20 protein-coding genes are annotated in these 21,535 nt (G+C 68.6%); 10 read left to right on the top strand and 10 right to left on the bottom strand.

The genetic code is table 11. The annotated features are described in order from the left end of the window. Positions 1 to 2 precede the first annotated feature (2 nt). From FB547_RS14365 to FB547_RS14350, 4 genes are read left to right on the top strand one after another with little or no spacing between them, the layout of a single operon-like run. Positions 3 to 947, top strand: a complete 945-nt coding sequence (locus tag FB547_RS14365; RefSeq protein WP_145743304.1) for an ABC transporter permease — start codon at positions 3 to 5, stop codon at positions 945 to 947. Beyond that, positions 947 to 1,759: an ABC transporter permease gene (locus tag FB547_RS14360; RefSeq protein WP_145743302.1), complete on the top strand. Its 813-nt coding sequence runs from the start codon at positions 947 to 949 to the stop codon at positions 1,757 to 1,759. Before FB547_RS14365 ends, FB547_RS14360 begins: the two co-directional genes overlap by 1 nt. After that, a complete protein-coding gene (locus FB547_RS14355) occupies positions 1,756 to 3,423 on the top strand; it encodes a dipeptide ABC transporter ATP-binding protein (protein WP_145743300.1) in 1,668 nt (555 codons plus the stop codon). The genes FB547_RS14360 and FB547_RS14355 overlap by 4 nt, the downstream gene beginning before the upstream one ends. A gap of 22 nt (positions 3,424 to 3,445) precedes the next feature. After that, complete coding sequence (locus tag FB547_RS14350) at positions 3,446 to 5,173, top strand: hypothetical protein (RefSeq protein WP_145743298.1); 1,728 nt, start codon at positions 3,446 to 3,448, stop codon at positions 5,171 to 5,173. 3 nt (positions 5,174 to 5,176) lie between these two features. On the opposite strand, the gene FB547_RS14345 is transcribed toward FB547_RS14350, so the two are convergent. Next, positions 5,177 to 6,478 carry an MFS transporter gene (locus tag FB547_RS14345; RefSeq protein WP_145743296.1) on the bottom strand — a complete coding sequence of 434 codons (1,302 nt, stop codon included), beginning with the start codon at positions 6,476 to 6,478 and terminating at the stop codon, positions 5,177 to 5,179. Next, positions 6,475 to 7,248, bottom strand: coding sequence for an aldolase (locus FB547_RS14340; protein ID WP_145743294.1), 774 nt, complete (start codon positions 7,246 to 7,248; stop codon positions 6,475 to 6,477). Before FB547_RS14340 ends, FB547_RS14345 begins: the two co-directional genes overlap by 4 nt. 204 nt (positions 7,249 to 7,452) lie before the next feature. On the opposite strand from FB547_RS14340, the gene FB547_RS14335 reads away from it, so the two are divergent. The 3 genes from FB547_RS14335 to FB547_RS14325 all read left to right on the top strand — a co-directional run bounded on the left by FB547_RS14335 (position 7,453) and on the right by FB547_RS14325 (position 10,060). Then, positions 7,453 to 8,427, top strand: a complete 975-nt coding sequence (locus FB547_RS14335) for an AraC family transcriptional regulator (protein WP_186454167.1) — start codon at positions 7,453 to 7,455, stop codon at positions 8,425 to 8,427. Between the two features lie 66 nt (positions 8,428 to 8,493). Further along, positions 8,494 to 8,970 (top strand): MarR family winged helix-turn-helix transcriptional regulator, encoded by a 477-nt coding sequence (locus FB547_RS14330; protein WP_145743290.1) that lies wholly within the window; start codon positions 8,494 to 8,496, stop codon positions 8,968 to 8,970. 82 nt (positions 8,971 to 9,052) lie between these two features. Then, entirely contained in the window at positions 9,053 to 10,060 is a 1,008-nt protein-coding gene (locus tag FB547_RS14325; protein ID WP_186454166.1) for an alpha/beta fold hydrolase, read from the top strand. Between the two features lie 7 nt (positions 10,061 to 10,067). Here the strand turns inward: FB547_RS14325 and ilvB are convergent, their stop codons facing one another. Continuing rightward, the gene (ilvB, locus tag FB547_RS14320; protein ID WP_145743288.1) at positions 10,068 to 11,867 is read right to left on the bottom strand and encodes a biosynthetic-type acetolactate synthase large subunit; all 1,800 of its coding nucleotides are present in this window, start codon (positions 11,865 to 11,867) and stop codon (positions 10,068 to 10,070) included. Positions 11,868 to 11,932: 65 nt separating this feature from the next. Between ilvB and FB547_RS14315 the strand changes: the two genes are divergently transcribed. Both FB547_RS14315 and FB547_RS14310 read left to right on the top strand, forming a co-directional pair. Next, complete coding sequence (locus FB547_RS14315; protein ID WP_209535244.1) at positions 11,933 to 12,427, top strand: Lrp/AsnC family transcriptional regulator; 495 nt, start codon at positions 11,933 to 11,935, stop codon at positions 12,425 to 12,427. Positions 12,428 to 12,545: 118 nt separating this feature from the next. Further along, entirely contained in the window at positions 12,546 to 12,950 is a 405-nt protein-coding gene (locus tag FB547_RS14310; protein ID WP_145743286.1) for a nuclear transport factor 2 family protein, read from the top strand. A 46-nt stretch (positions 12,951 to 12,996) separates the two neighbouring features. Here FB547_RS14310 and FB547_RS14305 read toward each other — a convergent pair whose 3' ends face one another. Beyond that, the gene (locus FB547_RS14305) at positions 12,997 to 13,890 is read right to left on the bottom strand and encodes a LysR family transcriptional regulator (RefSeq protein WP_145743284.1); all 894 of its coding nucleotides are present in this window, start codon (positions 13,888 to 13,890) and stop codon (positions 12,997 to 12,999) included. Between the two features lie 89 nt (positions 13,891 to 13,979). Here FB547_RS14305 and FB547_RS14300 point away from each other — a divergent pair, with 89 nt between their 5' ends. Further along, a complete protein-coding gene (locus FB547_RS14300; RefSeq protein WP_145743281.1) occupies positions 13,980 to 14,777 on the top strand; it encodes an NAD(P)H-dependent oxidoreductase in 798 nt (265 codons plus the stop codon). Here the strand turns inward: FB547_RS14300 and FB547_RS14295 are convergent. The 6 genes from FB547_RS14295 to FB547_RS14270 form a co-directional block, all read right to left on the bottom strand. After that, positions 14,774 to 16,864, bottom strand: a complete 2,091-nt coding sequence (locus FB547_RS14295; protein WP_145743279.1) for an alpha/beta hydrolase domain-containing protein — start codon at positions 16,862 to 16,864, stop codon at positions 14,774 to 14,776. The two genes, FB547_RS14300 and FB547_RS14295, sit on opposite strands and share 4 nt — an antisense overlap. Before the next feature lie 61 nt (positions 16,865 to 16,925). Next, positions 16,926 to 17,897, bottom strand: coding sequence for a Bug family tripartite tricarboxylate transporter substrate binding protein (locus tag FB547_RS14290; protein WP_145743277.1), 972 nt, complete (start codon positions 17,895 to 17,897; stop codon positions 16,926 to 16,928). A gap of 44 nt (positions 17,898 to 17,941) precedes the next feature. Then, positions 17,942 to 18,307: a hypothetical protein gene (locus tag FB547_RS14285; protein ID WP_145743275.1), complete on the bottom strand. Its 366-nt coding sequence runs from the start codon at positions 18,305 to 18,307 to the stop codon at positions 17,942 to 17,944. Between the two features lie 157 nt (positions 18,308 to 18,464). Then, a complete protein-coding gene (locus tag FB547_RS14280) occupies positions 18,465 to 19,856 on the bottom strand; it encodes an acyclic terpene utilization AtuA family protein (RefSeq protein ID WP_145743273.1) in 1,392 nt (463 codons plus the stop codon). 86 nt (positions 19,857 to 19,942) lie between these two features. After that, positions 19,943 to 20,914 carry a Bug family tripartite tricarboxylate transporter substrate binding protein gene (locus tag FB547_RS14275; protein WP_145743272.1) on the bottom strand — a complete coding sequence of 324 codons (972 nt, stop codon included), beginning with the start codon at positions 20,912 to 20,914 and terminating at the stop codon, positions 19,943 to 19,945. A gap of 114 nt (positions 20,915 to 21,028) precedes the next feature. Continuing rightward, entirely contained in the window at positions 21,029 to 21,376 is a 348-nt protein-coding gene (locus tag FB547_RS14270; protein ID WP_145743847.1) for a helicase SNF2, read from the bottom strand. Positions 21,377 to 21,535: the final 159 nt, after the last annotated feature.

Here is a 21,535-nt window from a genome sequence, read left to right as displayed (position 1 = left end):
CCATGCTCGCTTATCTGTTGCGCCGGGTCGCGATGACGATTCCGACGCTGCTGCTGGTCGCCGTCGCGGTCTTCACGCTGATGCGGCTGATTCCCGGCGATCCGGTCCAGCTCATGCTGGGCGAAGGTGCCGACCCGGCGCAGCTCGATCTCATGCGCCGCCAGATGGGGCTCGACCAGCCGCTGCCGGCGCAGTTTCTGGTCTGGCTGCGCCATGCGCTGGCCGGCGACCTTGGCGTGTCGACCACCAACAGCCTGCCGGTGCTGCCGCTGATCCTGGAACGCTTCCAGGTCAGCGCGGTGATCGTGCTGGCGGCAGTGGCCATTGCCACGCTCATCGCCGTGCCCGCCGGCCTGGTCGCCGCCTGGCGCAAGGACCGTGCGGCCGACCTGGCCATCGTCGGCGCCTCCACGCTGATGCTCTCGGTGCCGAGCTTCTGGCTCGGCCTGCTGCTGCTCATGTTCTTCGGCCAGTACCTGGGCTGGCTGCCCGTGGTCGGCTACGTGCCGATGGCGGAGAACTTCACGCAGGGGCTGCTCTATGTGATTCTTCCGGTGGCCACGCTCGCGCTGGTCGAAACCGGCGTGCTCACGCGGATGTCGCGAGCCAGCACCATCGAGATCCTGCGGCTGGAATACGTGACGCATGCCCGCGCCAAGGGCGTGCCGGAGAGCCAGGTGCTGCGCCGCCACGTGCTGCCCAACGCCTTCAATCCCACGCTCACCATGATCGGGCTGATCCTGGGCCACCTGCTCAGCGGCATCGCCGTGCTCGAGACGGTGTTCACCCTGCCCGGCCTCGGCCGCCTGATGATCGATTCGATCTTCGCGCGCGACTATCCGGTGCTGCAGGGCTGCCTGCTGTTCACGGCCTGCATCTACGTGGCCATCAACCTGATCGTGGACATGTGCTACCCCTTGTTCGATCCGCGAGTGTCCGTGCAGTGATGAAATTCAAGACGCATACCCTCATCGGCGGCGCGCTCGTGGCCGGGCTCCTGGCCATGGCGCTGGTGGCCGCGGTGTGGACCCCCTACAACCCGCTGGGCATCGACCTGCGCAGCAAGCTGCAGCCGCCTTCGACCGTGCACTGGCTGGGCACCGACGAGTTCGGCCGCGACGTGGCCAGCCGCGCCATGCGCGCCGCTTCCACCAGCTGCCTGGTCGCGCTGCTCACGGTGGTGCTGGCCACCTCCATCGGCCTGCTCGCGGGCGTGGTCGCGGGGTTCCTGCGCGGCTGGACCGACCGCGTGCTCATGGCACTCAACGATGCGCTGCTGGCCTTTCCGGGCCTGCTGCTGGCGCTGGGCGTGATGGTGATCGTCGGCGCCAACCAGTGGGGTATCGTGCTGGCGCTGAGCCTGGCCTATGCCCCTTCGGTGGTGCGCGTGGTGCGGGGCACGGTGCTGTCGCTGCGCGAGCGCGAATATGTCGAGGCCTCGCGCATGATCGGCAACTCCGAGGCCTACACCATGTGGCGCCACGTGCTGCCCAACTGCATTGCGCCCGTCGCGGTGCTCGCCACCAGCATGTTCGGCTGGGTGCTGCTGTCGGAAAGCGCGCTGAGCTTCCTCGGCCTGGGCGTGCCGCCGCCGGCACCCACCTGGGGCAACATGCTCTCGAGCGCGCGGCCCTACATGGCCTCCGCCGTATGGCTGTGCATCGTGCCGGGCCTGTGCATCGCGCTCACGCTGCTGGGCATCAACCTGCTGGGCGAATCGCTGCGCGACCGGCTCGATCCACGGACGGAGAAATCATGAGTGCCGCATTGCCAACCGCACAGCCGGTGCTCTCGGTCCAGCAACTGAAGATCGAACTGCGCGGAGGCGCGCAGGCGCTGGTGCACGACCTCTCGTTCGACGTGCATGCGGGCGAGTTCCTCGCGGTGGTGGGCGAATCGGGCAGCGGCAAGACCATGGCCGCGCGCGCCATCCTGCAGTTGCTGCCGCCGGGCATCGCGCAGACCGGCGGCCGCATCGTGTTCGACGGCGAAGACCTGGCCACGCGCGACGTGAAGGCGATGCGCCCGATCCGCGGGCCCGGCATCGGCATGGTGTTCCAGGAGCCGATGGTGTCGCTCAACCCGGTTCACCGCATCGGCGAGCAAATGGCCGAGGGCCTGCGCATGCACACCGCGCTTTCGGCCGCCGAGATCCGCGCGCGCTGCCTCGACATGCTGCGCCGCGTGCAGATTGCCGAGCCCGAGCGCTGCATGAACGCCTACCCGCACGAGTTCTCGGGCGGCATGCGCCAGCGCATCATGCTGGCCAGCGTGATGCTGCTGAAGCCGCGCCTGCTGATCGCCGACGAGCCAACCACCGCGCTCGACACGCTGAGCCAGCGCGAGGTGCTCGACCTGATGGTCGGCCTTGCGAGGGACCAGGGCACGGCCGTGCTGCTGATCACCCACAACCTGGGCCTGGTGGGCCGCTATGCGCAGCGCGCCATCGTGCTGGAGAAAGGCCGGCTGGTCGAGACCGGCCACGTGCCCGGCATCCTCGTCGCGCCGCAGCAGCCCTACACCCGCAAGCTGGTCGATGCGCTGCCGCGCCGGCAGGATGCGAAGGCAAAGGCTGCCGCCGCGCAGCAACCGCCGCTGCTGCAGGTGCGCGGCCTGAGCGTGAGCTACCCCGGCGCACGCGCGGGCCTGTTCAGGCGCCACCCGCCGCAGCGCGTGATCGATTCGCTCGACCTCGACATCCATCCGGGCGAGATGGTCGCGCTGGTGGGCGGCAGCGGCTCGGGCAAGACCACGCTCGGCCGCGCGATCCTGCGGCTGGCGGCGTCGCAAGGCGGCCAGATCCTGTTTCGCGGCGAAGACGTGCGCAGCGCCGGCCGCGCGGCGCTGCACCGCTTCCGCCTGGCGTGCCAACTCGTGTTCCAGGACCCGTTCTCCTCGCTCGACCCGCGCATGCGCGTGCACGAGATCGTGGCCGAACCGCTGCGCCATCTGCCCGAACTCGATGCCCCGGCGCGCGCGCGCCGTGTGCATGAAACGCTCGACGAAGTGGGTCTCGGCCCACTCGGCGCACGCTACCCCCACGAACTCTCCGGCGGCCAGCGCCAGCGGGTGGCGATTGCGCGCGCCCTGGTCAGGCGCCCGGCTTTCGTGGTGGCGGACGAACCCGTCTCGGCCCTCGACATGACCATCCAGGCCCAGGTGCTGCGCCTGTTCCAGAGCCTGCAGGCGCACCACGGCTTCGCCTGCCTGTTCATCAGCCACGACCTGGCTGCGGTGGAGCAGATTGCCGACCGCGTCATCGTGATGGAACGCGGCCGCATCGTGGAACAGGGCACGCGCGACGCGGTGTTCGATGCACCGCGCCACGGCTACACGCGGGCATTGCTCGAGGCCACGCCGCGGCCGCTGGCCTCGCTCGCATCGCCCGAAGCGGAACCCTGCGCCGAGAAAGTCTTCGCTTGAGCGGCGCGGCACAATCGCCGGCGTGCCGCTCCTCGACCACTGCCTGCCCGCCGGCCTTGCGCTGGCACTCGCTCTCGCCGCGCCCGCCGCGCGCGCGGCCGACCCCGTGCTTCTCGTCACCTCGCCGGCGGCCCTGCAGGCCGCCGAGAAATCCGGCGCCGGCTTCGCCCACTGGATCGGCGACGCACCCGCTTCAGCCGACGGCATCGCGAACAACCAGGTGCTGATGCGCACGCCGGCGTGGCAATCCATCGCCACGCCGCTCGGCGACAGCATCGCGCGCATCCAGCGCAGCGACCGGCAGGCCGGCGTCGGCATCTCGCGCTATCCGCACCGGCTGTTCGATGCGCGCTGGCTGGCGAGCCCCGACGCATTCTTCGAGCTGGTGGGCGTCGCCAACCGCATGGACCGCCGGCCGTTCCAGCGCGGCGCCTGCGGCGAGACGCGGCTGGTGTACCGGCTCGCCTACCGCACCGCCGCAATGCAGTCGCGCCTGCCGATGACCGTCAACGTGGAACTGCGCGGCGATGCGCCCGATGCCGACGGCAGCTGCGCGAGCACCGCGCGGCGCTGGCAGCCGCCGCAGCCCTCGATGCAGGACGAGGCGCTCGGCCGCTGGCTGGTGTCGGCCGACGGTCCGCTGGCGCCGCAGCGCCTCGCGCCCGCGCGCATCGCGCAGATCACCACCAACCTGCAGAGCGTGCGCTGGCCCTCGGCGGTGCGGCCCGATCTCGGCGGCCATGCGGAGTACATGCTGCGTGCCTTCCGCTGGAATGCCGGCACGCGGCGCTTCGACGTGGCCCCGCTCGAGAACACCCCCGATGTCGCGCGGCTCAAGGCCAATGCCCCGCTGCGCAAGGAGCTGCGGCAGTGGCTGCAGCAGCCCGACAACCTGCGCACGCTTGACGAGGCCACCCTGCAAATCCCTGAGAAGTTCCTGGCGACCGAGGCCATCTCGGTGGCGCCGCGCGGCCTTGCGCGGCTGGCGAACCGGCCGTTCGCACAGCTCTTCCCGCCCGGCGAATGGCAGCCCGTGCCCGGCAGCCGCACGCTGCCATCGCCGCAGGCGCTGCTGCGCCGCCTCGACGACCTCAGCTGTATGGGCTGCCACCAGAGCCGCGCGGTCGCGGGCTTTCACCTGCTCGGCGTCGACCGGCGCGGCGCATCGCGCACCTTCACGGCGGGCAATGCGCTGGCGCTGCCGCATTCGCCGCACCTGCAGGACGAACTGGCGCGGCGCGGCCGCTATGTGCACGCCGCGCTGTCCGCGCCGCAGCCCGATCCGTTCCGGCCGCTCGCCGAACCGGAGGGCACGGACGCCGCACCGGAGAAAGCCACGGTCGGCGCAAGCTGCGAGCCCACCCGCATCACACAGTCGGCCAACCCGTGGCTGGACCGCGCCGAGAAACTGCCGCGCGTCGCCTGCGAAGGCGCGCACTCCGTGTGCGAGAAAACCTCGGTCGGCTTTCCCGGCGGCATGTGCTCGGGCCCGTGCGATCCGCTGGACAGGAACGGCACCTGCGGCGGCATTGCCATCCTCAGCGACTTCAACCAGTGCCTGGCTGCGAACCGGCCTTTCGGCGAATGCCTGGGCAGGCACACGCGGCCCGGCAAGCTGCGCAGCTGCTCGGCGCAGCAGCCTTGCCGAGACGACTTCATCTGCGCCCAGGCCGAGGGCCAGCCCGAAGGGCGCGGGGCCTGCATTCCGCCCTACTTCCTCTTTCAGATGCGGGTGGACGGGCACTCCTGACAATCACTCGTTCGCCGTGGGCCGCATCAGGTACGCGGACACCGCGGCAATCAGGCCCAGCACGGCGACATAGACGCCCACCGGCACGATGCTCGAATACCTGGCCACCAGCGTCGCCGCGATGATCGGCGCCAGGCCGCCGCCCAGCGCAGCCGCGAACTGTATGCCGATCGAGATGCCCGAATATCGCAACTCGGGCGGAAACTGCGCGGCATAGAGATTGGACTGCGGCGCGAACATCAACGCATAGTTGATCGACAGTGCCACCACCATCGCCACGGTGTAGGCCGTGAGCGATCCGCTGCCGATGGCCTGGAACAACGGCACCGCCATGATCGCCAGCAACAGCCCGCCAAACACATAGAGCCGCCGCGCGCCCACCTTGTCCGCGAGCCAGCCGCTCGCCGGAATGGTGAAGACCATTGCCGCCGACCCGGCGATCAGCGCCTGCAGCGCGTCGGCGCGAGAGAACCCGAGGCGGCTGGTCGCATACGAGATCGAGAACACCAGGACCGTGTAGATCAGCGTCACCTCGGCCAGCTTGCCGCCGATGGTCAGCAGCAAGGGCTTCAGATGCGCCACGACGACTTCGCGCGCGGGCAGCACCGCCGTCTTCTGGTGCACCTTGACCTGCATGAACTCGGGCGACTCCTCCACCTTCATGCGGATGAACACGCCCAGCACGATCAGCCCCGCGCTCGCCAGGAATGGCAGCCGCCAGCCCCAACTCAGGAAGCTGGCTTCGGGCAGTTGCGTCACCAGCGCGAAGGCGCCCGACGACAGCAGCACGCCGACGGGCGCGCCCATCTGCGGCATGCTGCCGACCAGCGAGCGCCACTTGGGCGGCGCATGCTCCACGGCCATCAGCATCGCGCCGCCGAGTTCGCCACCGAACGACAGCCCCTGCCCGATGCGCAGCAGAACCAGCAGCACCGCAGCCCACAGGCCGATCGACTCGTAGGTGGGAAGGAGGCCGATCAGCACGGTGCAGATGCCCATCATCAGAAGGCTCAGCGTGAGCATCGACTTGCGGCCCAGCCGGTCGCCGAAGTGCCCGAAGACGATGCCGCCCAACGGCCTTGCCAGCATGCCGCTCGCAAAAGTGCCGAAGGCGGCCAGCGTGCCGACCGCCGGGTCGAAGTTGGGGAAGAAAAGCTTGTTGAACACCAGCGCCGCGGCGGTGCCGTAGGCAAGGAAGTCGAAGGCCTCGATGGCCGTGCCGACCATGGTGGCGGCGCCGATCTTCCACACGCTCTGGCGCTCTTTTCCCACGGTACCCTGCAATGGCGAGGCGATGCTGCTCATGCGCCCTCCTGGGGAAGCTGCCGCGCGAACATCGCAAAGCTCGCATTGACGATGCTCCGCTGCAGCAGGAAGTCGTGCGACTCCTTCGCCAGCGCCGGATCCACCAGCTTGAGCCGCCCGTAGGCCGACTGCGCAACCAGCTGGTTGCGGGCCGCGCGCTCGATGAGCACCGACAGGTAGAGCGACTCCTCGATCGTCGGCGTCGCGGCCAGGAAGCCGTGGTTGGCCAGCAGCACGCAGCGCTTCTGGCCCAGCGCGGCCGAGATGATCTCGCCCTCGACGTCGGCGATCGGCAGGCCGGGCCACTCCGGCAGGAAGGCGCAATCGTCGAAGAAAGGCGTGGCGTCCATGTGCGCGATCTGCAGCGGCTCGCCCGTCATCGACAGTGCCGACACATATGGCGGGTGCGTGTGGATCACGCAGTTCACATCGGGCCTGCGCCTGTAGACCCACAGGTGAAAGCGCACCGCGGGGTTGGGCACGCCACGGCCTTCGAGCACGCGCAGCGAATCGTCGATGCGGATGACCGATTGCGCACGGATCTCGCCAAAGGCATGGGCGAGCGGCGTGGTCAGGAAGCTGCCGTCCGCCTGCCGCACCGTGACCTGTCCGGCCAGGGTTTCGGAGTGCCCTTCCCTGGCCAGGATGCGGCAGCTGAGCGCGAGCTTCTCGGCCTCGCTCCAGCTGCCGCCGGTGAGTCCGTCGAGAGACGGGCCGGGGATGTCGTGGTTCCTTGGGTTCGTATCGCTCACGTTGTGGCTCCTGTGCATTGGCGGTCGCGCTCAATGTAAGAAGCGCCGCGCGTTTTTCTCTTGAGCGTGCGCGCCGCCGTATTGATCCAGTGTGCCAACCGGATGGATCACCGGGTACACAGGTCCTGGCTAGTGGAAAGTCTCGATCGTTGCGAGGCGCGCCGCCGCCTAGACTGCAGCCGCTTGGCACGAAGCGTGCGGGCCAACGGCAGGAGTCCCACCATGCACCACGACACCGCATCCGACCTGAGCTTCGCACCCTGCTTTCGCCCGTTCTATCCGGGAGACGTGCGGGGCTACTCGACCGCGCTCGACTCGCTGGTCTACCCCGGCGAGCTCAGCGTGCAGGACAGCAACCCGCGCATGAGCCTCGAGGCCTGCCGCCTCGTGGGCGGCGGCCTGGCCATCAGCTTCACCTCGACACCGCTCGCGGTGCGCCACGACACGGCGCTCGCATCTCCCGGCGGCACGGGCGACGTGCTGGCGATGATCGCGATCCAAGGCGAAGGCAGCATCGAGCAGGGCGGCAGGCAAATGCCCTTCCGCCAGGGCGACATCACCTTCCGCACCACCCGGCTCCCCTCCACCTGCACGCTGGCGACGCCCGGCAAGCTGGTGATGCTGCGCGTGCCGGCCAACCGGTTCTTCGGCATCCATGCAGACCTCCACGAGCGCTTCGTGCCCTCGATCGCACGGCCGGATTCGCGGCTGGCCGAGACTGCGCGCACGCACATGAACCATGTGTTCCCGGGCCCGGCACAGGCCACGCCGGCGCTGGCCTATTTTTCCGAGCAGTCCTTCGTCTCGCTGCTGGCCGCGACCTACTGCGAATCGGTGGACGAGGACGCCGCCGACGGCAAGCGCCGCGAGCGCGACCGCTGGCAACGGCTCGTGGCCTTCATCGAGGTGCACCTCGGCGACCCGGAGCTGTCGGTCGATGCGATCTCAAAGGACCTGGGCATCTCCAGGCGGCTCACGCACCGGCTGTTCGAGATGCAGCGCACGCAATACGGTGCCTACCTGAAGGCACGCCGCCTGGAACGCGCGAGGGACGAGCTGACGAACCGTAGGCTCGATCACCTGAGCGTTGCGCAGATCGCATACCGCTGCGGCTTCGGCGATGCCAGCCACTTCAGCCGCTGCTTCAGGAGCCAGTTCGGCGCCCCGCCCGGGGCTTTCCGCAAGGCGCCTCTCTGAAAGCCGACCGGCGCCCGCGTTAAATATCGCTTGCCATTAGATCGCATGCGATCTAATATCCGGCCCATGCCTTCCAAGCGTCTTGCCGCCAAGCCCCTCAACGCCCCGCAGGGCGATTCGCTGGCGCTCGACGAGCAGCTCTGCTTCGCGCTCTATTCGACGATGCTGAGCCTCAACAAGGTCTACCGCGGCCTCCTGCACGACCTGGACCTGACCTATCTGCAGTACCTTGTCATGCTCGTGCTGTGGGAGAAAGACGGCATCAACGTCTCCGAGATCTGCACGCGGCTGGCGCTCGAGACCACCACACTCACGCCCCTGCTGAAACGGCTCGAGGCACGAGGCCTGATCCAGCGCGTGCGGTCGGCATCGGACGAGCGCCAGGTCATCGTGTCCCTCACCGCCGAAGGCCGGACGCTTCGCGGCAAGGCCAAAGCCCTTCCGTCATGCGTCGCGCAGGCGATGGAACTGGCACCCAAGGAAATCGGCGTCCTGCGCGCCCAGTTGCTGGCGCTGCGGTCGAATCTCGACAGGAACGCATGAGGGTTTGCCATTTATATCGCATGCGATATTAATACGAGCGATAGTTTATTCGACCTCAACCATGTCAACAAAGGAACGCACCATGTCTGCAAACAGCAAGAATCTCACCGTCACCCCGACCCGCCGCGGCCTGCTGGCCGGCGGCGCTTCCATTGCAGCCGGAGCCCTCGTGGCGACCGGCTTCTCCAGGGCGGCATCCGCCGCTTCCACCGCCGCGCCGAAAGCCGGCGCGGTTCACGCCTCTTCGAAAGGAAAGCAGACCATGAGCAACACCATCGTCACCAAGGACGGCACCCAGCTTTACTTCAAGGACTGGGGTTCCGGCCAGCCTGTCGTGTTCAGCCACGGCTGGCCGCTCAACTCCGACAGCTGGGAATCGCAGATGCTGTTCCTGGCATCGCAGGGCTACCGCGCCGTGGCGCATGACCGCCGCGGCCACGGCCGTTCGAGCCAGCCCTGGAACGGCAACGACATGGACACCTATGCCGACGACCTGGCCACCGTCATCGAAACACTGGACCTGAAGAACGCCATCCTGGTCGGCTTCTCGACGGGCGGCGGCGAGGTGGCGCGCTACATCGGCCGCCACGGCACCAAGCGCGTGGCCAAGGCTGCGCTGATCTCGGCCGTGCCGCCGCAGATGCTGAAGACGGCCGCCAACCCCGGCGGGCTGCCGATGGAAGTGTTCGACGGCCTGCGCGCAGCGCAGCTCGCCAACCGCTCGCAGTTCTATAAAAATGTGCCCTCGGGCCCCTTCTTCGGCTTCAACCGGCCGGGCGCCAAGGTCTCGCAGGGACTGATCGACTCGTGGTGGGCGCAGGGCATGCTCGGCGGCCACAAGAACACCTATGACTCGATCAAGGCGTTCTCGGAAACCGACTTCACCGAAGACCTGAAGAAGTTCGACGTGCCCACGCTCATCATCCACGGCGACGACGACCAGATCGTGCCGATCGGCGCCTCGGGCCTGGCCTCAGCCAAGCTGGTGAAGAACAGCAAGCTCATCGTCTACCCCGGCGCGCCGCACGGCCTGACCGACACGCACAAGGACAAGTTCAACGCCGACCTGCTGGCGTTCATCAAGTCCTGAGCGTACCTCAGGCCTCTTCGTACCACCGGTCCTTCGAGAGCATCACCCGGTGGTGCCCACACCCGGCCGGCATCATCGGAAAGCAGTTCTCCTGCGCCGCGACCTGCACGTCGAGGAAGAACGGGCCTTCGCTGGCCAGGCATTCGGCCAGCGCAGCCTCAAGCGCGGCCGGGTCCGACACGCGGCGCGCTCCCCAGCCGAAGGCCTTGGCCAGCGCCACGAAGTCGGGCAGCGCCTCGTTCCAGCTGTGGCTCAGCCGGTTGCCATGGTTGAGCTCCTGCCACTGCCGCACCATGCCCATGTAGCCGTTGTTGCACAGCACCAGCTTCACCGGCGCGCGATGCTGCACGGCGGTCGAAAGCTCCTGGATGTTCATGAGCACCGAGGCATCGCCGCTCACGCAGACTGTGAGCGCATCGGGGTGGCCGATCTGGGCGCCGATGGCCGCGGGCAGCCCATAGCCCATGGTGCCGGCGCCGCCCGAGGTGAGCCAGCGGCGCGGGCGGTCGAAGCGCAGGTACTGCGCGGCCCACATCTGGTGCTGGCCCACGTCGGTGGACACGATCGCGTCGCGCCCCGCGATGGCGCGCTGCAGCGACGCCATCAGCTGCTGCGGCAGGATCGCATCGCCGCGCGGCGCAAAGCGCAGGCACTGCTCGGCGCGCCAGCGCTGGATGCGTTCCCACCAGGGTGCAAGCCGCCCGGGCGCAAGGCCTTCGGCCGGCAGCAGCGCGAGCACGGCCTCGAGGATCGCGGCGCAGTCGCCCACCATGGGCACATCGACCTTCACCACCTTGTTGATGCTGCCGGGGTCGATGTCGATGTGGATCTTGCGCGCGTGCGGGCAGAACTCGTCGAGCTTGCCGGTCACGCGGTCGTCGAAGCGCGCACCGACGCACACCACCAGGTCGGCCTCGTGCATTGCAAGGTTGGCTTCGAGCATGCCGTGCATGCCCAGCATGCCGATGAATTTCGGGTCGGACGCGGGGAAGGCGCCGAGCCCCATCAGCGTGAGCGTGCACGGTGCATGCAGGCGCTGCACCAGCTGCGCGAAAGCCTCGCAGGCGGCCGGCCCCGAGTTGATCAGCCCGCCGCCGCCATAGAGCACAGGCCGCCGTGCGGTGGAGAGCAGGTCGGCCGCGCGCTGCAGCATCGCCTTCGGCGGCAGCGCCGCCCTGCCCGTGCGCAACGCGCGCAGCGGCCTCGACGCGGTGCCGTGTGCGAGGCGCGCGAGCTGGATGTCCTTCGGCACGTCGAGCAGCACCGGCCCCGGCCGGCCCGAGGCAGCGATCTCGAGCGCGCGGCGCACCAGCGCCGGCACATCGTCCGCCGCCCGCACCTGCTGGTTCCACTTGGTGACAGGGCGAGACATGCCCAGCGCATCGCTCTCCTGGAAGGCCTGCGTGCCGATCACCGCGGTCGCGACCTGCCCGCTGATGCAGAGCACCGGCACCGAATCGCTCAGGGCGTCGAGCAGCCCCGTGATGGTGTTGCCCACGCCCGGCCCCGAGGTGACCAGCACCACGCCCACGCGCCCCGTGCTGCGCGCATAGCCCTCGGCCGCATGCACTGCGGCCTGCTCATGGCGCACCAGCACGTGGCGCAGCCGCGGTTCGCCGTGCAGCGCGTCATACAGCGGCAGCGCGGCGCCGCCCGGGTAGCCGAAGATGGTGTCGACGCCGCACGCGACCAGCGTGTCGAGCAGGGCCTCGGCGCCGTTGCGCATGCGCGCGGCGGGATTGGGAGCCTCATGGGCCGCGGCGTGGAGGGCCAGGGAGGACGGAAGGGGAAGGTCGAGCAGTCGCATGCCGTCGATTCTTCCGCTTCTGATGCAGAATTTGCTTCTTTCTTTTGGCTCTTTCGGTCCAAATCATGAAAACCCTTCGGAAAACAGCCTCCAACGAAGAAGGATCTTTCGACAAGATCGACATGGCGATCCTGCGGGTGCTGCTGCTCGACTCGCGCAAGACCCTGCAGGAGATCGGCAGCGAGGTCGGCCTGTCGCCCACGAGCTGCTGGACGCGCATCAAGAAGCTCGAGGCCCACGGGGTGATCAAGCGCTACACCATCGACGTGGACCCGGCCAAGCTCGGCTACCACGACTCGGTGATCGTTCAGGTCACGCTCGAAAGCCACACCGACGAAACGCTCTACGACTTCGGCCGCGTGCTCGCCACCATTCCAGAGATCCAGGAGGCCTACCTGGTGTCGGGCGACTACGACTACTACATCCGCATCGCGGTGCGCGACACGCGCGACTACGAACGGCTGCTGCGCGAAAAGCTCTACAAGATCCCGGGCATCCGCCACAGCAAGTCGCACTTCGTGCTGCGCGTGCTGAAGGAAACCAGCGTGCCGGTCATCTGAGGGCGACGCGCATCGCGGCTTCGTAGGAAGCTGCTGACCGCAACTCTGCGGGTGACCTTGCACGCGTGACTCCGCTGGCACCCGATCGTTGCTTTCCCAACGTACCCAGGAGACGCCTGTGCAAGACAAAAGCCGCGAACTCTTCGCTCTTGAAAAGAAATTCTGGCAGTCGATGGTGGACAGCGACACGAACACAGCCATCGACTTGCTGTGCGAACCGGCCTTCATGGTGAGCTCTCATGGCTCGATGAAGTTCGACCACGCTCGCTACCGCGAGATGGCGGAGCACGGGACCATGGTGGTCAAGTCGTTCAAGCTCAGCGACATGGAGGCCACCTTTCCCAACGATGACACCGCAGTCCTGAGCTACAAGGCCCATCAGACTCTGTCGCCGAGAGGAAAGTCCGAAAAGGTGGAACAGGACATGCTCGACACGTCGACGTGGATCCGCGACGGGGACGCCTGGCGATGTGTCATGCACACGGAAGCACCTGCGCCAACGGGGCAGGCAAAGGGCAATTAGCTCTCGCGGGCGCGATTCTCCGCCCCGGGCCTCCGCGCCCCCGCACCTACAGGCTCGCCGCGATCTGCTCCCGCAGCCAGCGATGCCCCGGGTCGCGATGCCGCCGCTCGTGCCACAGCATCGCCATCTCGTAGCCCGGCACTTCCAGCGGCGCCTCCACCACGCGCAACCCCGGCGCGCCGCGCGCCAGCCGCTCGGGCAGCATCGCGACCATGTCGGTGCCGGCCAGCACCGACATCATGAAAAGGAAGTGCGGCACCGACAGCGCCACCCGCCGCGCGAGCCCCTGCTGCGCCAGTGCATCGTCCGTGGGGCCGGCAAAGCCGCCACCGCCCAACGACACCACCACATGCTCCAGCGCGCAGAACTGCGCCAGCGTGGGCCGGCGCTTGAGGCGCGGATGGCCGCTGCGTCCGGCCAGCACGTAGCGCTCATGGAACAGCACGCGCCGGTGCAGCCCGGGCGGTGCGCCCACGCTGGTGTGGAAGAACAGGTCGATCTCCCCCTGCTCCAGCTGCCGAGCCATGCGCGATGGCACCGCCTCCACCACGGCCAGCCGCGTATGGGGCGCGGCCGCACGAAGACCGGCGAGTGCCGGCAGCAGGATCGCCGATTCGGCATAGTCGGCCGCGGCCACGCGCCAGGTGGTGGTCGCCTCGGCGGGGTCGAAAGGTTTTGTGGGCGCCACCGCGCGAGCCAATGATTCCAGCGCTTCGCGCAGCGGCTCGCGCAGTTCGTCGGCCCGCGCGGTGGGCCGCATGCCGCGCTGCGCGGGCACCAGCAGCGGATCGTTGAACACCTCGCGCAGCCGGGAGAGCTGCACGCTCACCGAGGGCTGGGAGAGGTTCAGGCGCTCGGCAGCACGGGTCACGCTGCGTTCGGCCAGCAGCACATCGAGCGTCAGCAGCAGGTTGAGGTCGATCCGCTTGAAATTGTCCATCGCTATTCCTGGAATTCCGAATATTCATTTCCAATATAGCTCGGCAACTCCTAACCTGCCTGCATGTTCATCCGACGAATCATGCAGCCATGAAAATCCTTCTTGTCCATGCCCACCCCGAAGCCCGCTCGCTCAACGGCTCTCTGAAGCAGTTCATCGTGGATCGCCTCGTGCAGTCCGGGCACGAAGTGCAGGTGTCCGACCTGTACGCCATGCAATGGAAGGCCACGCTGGCGGCCGACGACTTCGCGCACCTCGAACCAGGCGCGCCCTTCGATCCCATCACCGATTCCCAGCGCGCCTTCGAGGCCGGCACCCAGCGCGAGGAAGTCGCCGCCGAGCAGGCCAAGCTGCTCTGGGCCGACACCGTGATCTTCCAGTTCCCGCTGTGGTGGTACACGATGCCGGCCCTCCTCAAGGGCTGGGTCGACCGTGTCTACGCCTATGGCTTTGCCTACGGCGTGGGCGAACACTCCGACAGGCACTGGGGCGACCGCTTCGGCCAGGGCGTGATGGCCGGCAAGCGCGCCATGCTCGTGGTCACGACCGGCGGCTGGGCCTCGCACTACAGTGCCCGGGGCATCAACGGCCCGATGGACGACCTGCTGTTCCCGATCCACCACGGCATCCTCTACTACCCCGGCTTCGAGGTGCTGCCGCCCTTCGTGGTGTACCGCACCGGCAAGGTCGATGCCGCGGCCTATGCGCGCATCACCGAAGAGCTGGGCCGCCGGCTCGACACGCTCGCAACCACCGAGCCGATCCCGTTCCGCCCGCAGAACGCCGGCGACTACGAGATCCCCGCGCTCACCCTGCGCGCCGACATCGCGCCGGGCGAGGCCGGCTTTGCGGTGCACGCCGCGCCGGCCGTCAGGAACGCGCGCTAGGGCAGCACCGGCTTCGCCGCCGCGCTGGCAATGGCCGCATCCGCATCGGTGCGCAGCATGAAGCGCCTGGCGACCAGGTCGTTGGCCGCGGCAGTCACGGCCGCGACGTAGCCGGCCTGGTCGGTGTAGCGCTCCTGCAGCGAGAGCCGCGGATCGCCGCTGCCCGAACGCTCGGCCGCCGTCTTCGCAAAGGGAAAGTACGAACCGAACAAGCCCGCCAAGTCGATGGTGCCCGGCTTGCTGGTGTAGTTCCAGCCGGTGTTCGTGCCCACGGGCACCGCCACGTCGAGGCTGCGGATGCCCGCGATGTCGTTGCCGTCGGCATCCACCTGCGGCACGAGGATGGCGTAGTCGCGGCCAAGGTAGGCGGGCGGCACCTGCGTGGCGATGCCGCTCTCGTCCTGCGGCCGGTAGTTCGGCCCCCAGTCGAGCAGCGAATAGGTGTTGACCAGGCCCGTGTAGTTCGCGCCCGGAATGGCCGGGAACTTCAGCTGCTGCGGGCGCACCAGCGTGGCGTCGGCCAGCTTGGGCACCTGGCTGTCGGGCGGCGCCGTGCCCTTGACGACCCAGTCCTCCAGGTTCTGGTAGAGCGCGCGCACCACCGGCACCACGCCGGCGTTCGCGTTGGTGGCGTAGAGCGCCCCCGCGGTCGCGCCCGGCAGCGAGGACAGGCCCAGCAGGTGGTGCGTGCTCGCGTAGTAGTAGATGCGCGCGTTGTCCGGCTGCACGAGGTCGGCCGTGCCCCAGGCGTCGGTCAGCAGCGGCGAGCCCTGCAGCACATAGAACTCCGTGCCGCTGAAGCCGATGAAGAGCTTGGGGCAGGTGCCGCTCGCCTCGCAGCGCGACAGGATGCCGCCGCGGCGCTGCGCCACGTCGTCCACGTAGTCCTTCGAGAGGCCGCGTGTGCCGGCCTGGCCGAAGGCCGTGTGGTCGGCGCGCACGCCTCCGCCGCCGCCCGGAATCGCGAAGCGCATGTTGATGTTGGTCTGGCGCGCCGCAATCTGCGCGAACACGCCGTCGAACACCTTGCGTCCCGCGAGGTCCTGGTTGAAGCCGAGGTGCACGAAGGTCTTCATGAAGTTGCCGCATTGCGACACGCCCGAGGCAATGGTGTTTTTGATGGCGGCCGCCACCGGGTTGGCGGTGCCCGCGGCGTCGCTCGCCTCGCGATGGAAGAAGGCGATCATGTCGCGCACGGCCGCGAGCCCCAGGCCCATGACCTTCGGGTCCTTCGCGACGTAGACCAGCTCGTACATGTAGGCCGGGTCCCATTTGTCCCGGAGGCACACGTTCGTCTCGTCGGGCGTGCCGGGGAACGGTGCGGCGGCGCTGCACCTGGCAAACTTCCAGTCGCTCGCGGGAATGAGCTGGCGCGCATCGGCTTCGTTGATGCGCCGCGTGAGCACGTAGCCGGGCTGCGTATTGTCCAGGCTCGCCGTCGCGTAGGCCTGCATGGCCGCATTGAACGGGCCGCCGGGCAGCGGCAGCGAATCGTTGGTGGCCGCCGTGGGCAACAGCTCTGCACGGTAGGTGCCGGTGATGCTGCTGCCGTCCGCATTCCGGGCCACGGGCACCTGGAGCGTGAGCTTGCCGGGCGCGGCCGGCACGTCGCCCTGCCAGGCGGCCGTGAGGAACACGTAGCCGCGCGACGCAAAGTACGGATCGAGGTTGACGATGTTGCCGCGGTTCGGCGCGTCGTAGCGCAGCACGCCGCTGGCCTTGCTCATGTCCTTGGGCTTGAAGAGCACGAAGTCGGAGCTGTACTCGACCTTGCCATTGGCATTGAGCGGCGCGAGCGGCAGGTCCTGGATGATGGCGTTGCGCGCGTCCTTCGGATCGACCTCGCCCGTGAAGGTGCCGGTGATCTTCTCGTAGGTGCCGACGCTGCCGAAGCTGCCCGCAACGTCCTCGGTCTTCGAGATGGCGAGCTTGAACTTCGGCGCTTCGGCAGTTGCCGGCGGGGGCGTGGTTGCGGCCGGCGGCGGCAGCACGAAGCCACCGCCTCCTCCACCACCGCTTCCGCCGCATGCGCTCAGGAAAAGGGCGGCCGAAGCCACCGTGGCAGCCAACAGGCTCCAGCGTTTCATGGTTTGTCTCCTTCGTTGTGTGTCTGCGCGGCGCCGATCCCCGCTGCGGCCGGCGCGCGCCCTACTCGGCTTCGATGCCGGCGGCCTTGACGATGCGGCCCCACTTCTGCGACTCGGCCGTCTGGAACCTGGCGAGCTCTTCGGGCGAGGTGGTGAACACCTCGGTGCCGGTGGGTTCGTAGAAGGCCGTCTTCGCGGACTCGCTCTTCGCGGCCTTCACCAACAGTTCGTTGAGCCGCTTGACCACAGCCGGCGGCGTCTTCGCGGGCGCATAGGCGGCGAACCAGTAGCCCATTTCATAGCCCTTCACGCCGGCCTCCGAAATGGTCGGCACGTCGGGCGCGAGCGGCGAACGCGCCGCGCTCGAAACGCCCAGCGCGCGCAGCTTGCCGCCCTTGACCTGCGGCAGGCCGGTGGCCGCGTCGGTGATCATCATGTGAATCTGCCCGCCCAGCAGGTCGGTGACGGCGAGCGTGTTGCTCTTGTAGGGCACGTGCAGCAGCTTGATGTCAGCCATCTGCTGCAGCAGCTCGCCCGCCATGCGGCTGGACGAACTGCCGCTGCCGAAGCTGTACTTGCCCGGCTCCTTCTTCGCGAGCGCCACGAACTCGGCCACGCTCTTGGCGGAGAACGACGGATTCACCACCATGATCTGCCCGCCCTTGCCGAGTGCAGTGATGGGCACGTAGTCCTTCACAGGGTCGTAGGGCAGCTTCTTGAACAGGTGCTCGTTGGCGGCATGCGTGGTGTTGGTGGTGATCAGCACGGTGTAGCCGTCGGCCGCGGCCTTGGCCACCTGCTGCGAGGCGATGAAGCCGCTGGCGCCGGCCTTGTTGTCGATCACGACGGGCTGCTTCGTTTCGGCCGTGATGCTGTTGCCCAGCGCACGCGCGATCTGGTCGGTGGCGGTGCCGGCCGCAAAGGGCACGACGAAGGTGATGGGCTTTTCTGGAAAGGCCTGCGGCTGCGCGTGGCCCAGCAGCGGCACCAGTGCCAGCGCGGCGGCCGAAAGGGTCAGGGAACGTCGTTTCATTGTTTTGTCTCCGAATGGATGGCTGAGGAAAAAATGGATGGCTGCTACGGCCCTGCCAGCAGCGGCGCCAGCGCGCGCGGCACGCGGATGGGCATGTCGAGCAACAGGAAGGACAGCGCCTTGCCGTGCGCATCGAGGTTCAGTGCATCGTTGACGCCGCCGTCGAGCACGGCATCGAGCACGAAGTTCATCGCATGCAGCCGCGGCAGCAGGAAACGCTGCACCCGTGCCGGTGCGCGGTGGCGGAACTGCATCGACACGCGCTCGGGCGTGAGCTGCTCGGCCAGCACCGGGTAGAGGTCCGCGTGCCAGGCGATCACGCTGATGTTGGAGCGGTCGCCCTTGTCGCCGGTGCGGCCGTGGGCCGCGCGGTAGAGCGGCACTTCGATCATGTCTGCCGTCGTGTTCATGCCAGTTTTCCTCCACGCTGGCGCGTAACCCGCGACGCATGAAACCGACACGGCCCAGGCCAGGAACACCGCGGAACCGGCTTGGCCGGGCCGCCAGTGTTGCCCCCTGGAGGGGGGAATCGAGCTGCACGAAGTGAGCGAGGGACGGGGGTGGGTTTCATCCCTGGGCCTCCGCGCCGAGCAGTTCGAAGCGCACCGGCACCGCTTCCCGCGGCAGCAGGCATGACAGGGTGTTGAGCCGCGGCGTGAGCGCCGTGCGCACGCCGCCGCCGCCCGCAGGCCCGCAGGTGTAGAGCGCCATGACCTCGCGCGCCAGGCGCTCGGCCTGGGCGCGCTCCGCATGCGTGGCGGCCACGCGCAGGCGCACGTCGCGCAGGCCGGTGTCGGGCGTGTCCGCCAGCATGCGGCCGGCATCGTCACCCAGGATGCTCAGCGCGCCGATCAGATCCACGCGCAGGACGAGCCCGTCGAGCCGCTGGCGCAGCACCTCGGCCGCGAGCCGCGCACGCGCTTCGGCACGCGGTCCCGCATAGGAGATCTCGCCCTCGGCAAGCCAGCCGCCTTCATGGCAGACGTTGACCTTGTAGTGGCTCGGTCGCGCATGGCCGCGCACACCGGAGAGTTCGACGCGGTCCCTGCCGGGCAGCGCGCGCACCTCGGCTTCGGCGATGTCGGCCACCACGTCGGGCGTGAGGTAGGCGCTCGGGTCGTGCACTTCGTAGAGCAGCTGCTCCTTCACGGTGGCTTCGCTCACGAGGCCGCCGGTGCCGTCGGCCTTGCCGATGGTGCAGTGGCCGTCGGCATCGATCTCGGCAATCGGGAAGCCCACCTCGTCGAGCCCCGGCACGTCCTTGTAGCCGGGGTCGGCGAAGTAGCCGCCGCACACCTGCGCGCCGCATTCGAGCAGATGGCCCGCCATGGTGGCGCGGCCCAGCCGGTGCCAGTCGTCGGCGCGCCAGCCGAAGTGCGACGTGGCCGGGCCGACCGCAAGAGAAGGATCGGCCACGCGGCCGCACACCACGATCTGCGCGCCGGCGTCGAGCGCGGCGGCAATCGGCTCGGCGCCGATGTAGGCATTGGCGCTGACGATGCGCAGGCCCTCCATCTGCGCGCCCAGCGTTTCATGCAGCAGCGCGCGGTGCGCGGGGCCGGAAAGGTCGTCACCCTCCACCACCGCGATGCGCGGCGCGTCGGCGCCGAGCTCGCGCGCCATGCGGGCGATGTGGCGGGCCGCGGCGCGCGGGTTGGCCGCGCCGAAGTTGCTCACGATGCGGATGCCGTGCGCGAGGCAGCGCGCCAGCACGGGCCGCAGCATGGCGTCGAGCAAGGGCTCGTAGCCGGCCTCGGGGTTGTCGCGGCGGCGCAGCTGGGCGAGCGCGAGCGTGCGTTCGGCCAGTGTTTCGAAGATCAGGAAAGCGCGCTGCCCCGCCGGGCCGCTGGCAAGCCGCGCGATCAGCGTATCGACCACCGGCCCGGCCGCATCGGTGCGATCGCCGGAAAAGCCGGCCGCGCAGCCGATCAGCAGTGGGGGCGGTGCATTGGCATTCATCGAGGCGGACTTTAGGCAGACCGCCGTCATCCGTAAAATCGAAAATTCGGATCAATTGATCTGAATTTCAGATCGCTTAAAAAATCTCACTGGTCGAGCCGGATGCCGCGCCTGGCGATGATCGCGCCCCACTTGCGGCCTTCGCTGTCGATGAACGAGCTGAACTCCTCGGCGGAGCCGCCGCCCGCCACCAGGCCCTGGCTGGCCAGCAGTTCGCGCACGGCAGGCTCCTGCAGCACGGTGTTCACGTCGGCATTGATGCGGCGAACGACGTCGGGCGGCGTACCGCTCGCGGTGAAGAGGCCGTTCCACGCCAGCGACTCGAAGCCCGGATAGCCCGACTCCGCCACCGTGGGCAGGTCCTTCATGAGCTCGGAGCGCTTCGCGCTCGTGACCGCGAGCAGCTTGAGGCGCTTGCCCTGGATGAGCGGCAGCAGCGCGGGTGCCACGGTGAACAGCGCCTGCGTGTCGCCGGCTGCCACCGAGAGGCCCGCGGGCGGCGATCCGGCATAAGGCACATGCACCGCCTCGATGCCGGCAACGCTGCGAAACAGCTCCATCGTCAGGTGCGACGAACTCCCCGCGCCCACCGAGGCATAGCTGAACTGGCGGCCCTGCTTCTTCGCCCACGCCACGAACTCAGGCAGCGTGTTGGCCGGGTTGCCGGCCTGCACGGCCAGCACGTTCGGCTGCGAGGTCGTGAGCACGATCGGCAGCAGGTCGCGCGCGGGCGCGTACGGCATGCGGCTGTACATGTGGGGCCCGAAGGCGATCGGACCGTTGAAGCCGATGCCCAGGGTGTGGCCGTCGTTCGGCGCCTTGGCCACGGCGTCCATGCCGATCAGGCCGCCCGCGCCGGCCCGGGTCTCGATGACGATGGGCTGCTTCCACATGGGCCGCAGCCGGTCGGCCAGCGTGCGCGCGATCAGGTCGAGCGAACTGCCGGCGGGCGCGGGAACGATCACGCGCACGGGCTTCGTCGGCCACTCCTGGGCGGAGGCGGCCATCGCCGATGCACAGGCGAGGAGGAATGCGGCGAGCCTGATCTTCTTGTTCATGTTCGATCTCTGCTTGGGGCCGCAACCTTACATCGGCGCAAAAAAACCAGGCCCGCTTTCGCAGGCCCGGCCTTCTTTCTCGTACCCGCATCCTTGCGGACGGGTTGCTTGCCACTACAGCGGCAGCGCATTGCCGCGTGCGGCAGCATAGGCTTCGGCCCGCACCGTCGCGCGGTCCACCGCACCGGCGACGACCGGCGCCGTGCCCGACGAGGCACCTTCGGCGTACGGGTCGGGCGCGCGTGCAGCGGCCACCGCTTCGGCACGCACGGCATCGCGGCTGTTCATGGCAACCGGCGGATAGATCGGGCCGGCATCCGCACCCGTGGCATAGGGATCGCCCGTGTGCGCGGCCACCACGGCCCCGGCGGCCACATTGGCACGGCTCTCGGCGGAGGTCGGGGGATGGACGCCTTCATAGGTTTCGGCATGGGCGGCGCCGGCGGCGGCCGCGAGGGCCACCGCGGCGGCGCAGAGAAGCCTGGCGCTGTGTCTGGAGCTGGGGCTGGAGCTGGAGCTGGAGCTGGAGCTGGAGCTGGAGCTGGAGCTGGAGCTGGAGCTGGAGCTGGAGCTGGAGCTGGAGCTGGAGCTGGAGCTGGAGAGGGTCATTCGGATTTCCTT

Source organism: Variovorax beijingensis, from assembly GCF_007828835.1.
GTDB classification, from domain to species: domain Bacteria; phylum Pseudomonadota; class Gammaproteobacteria; order Burkholderiales; family Burkholderiaceae_C; genus Variovorax; species Variovorax beijingensis_A.
Note: the sequence above shows the minus strand (reverse complement) of the source record. Positions and strands in the feature narration are given on the sequence as shown.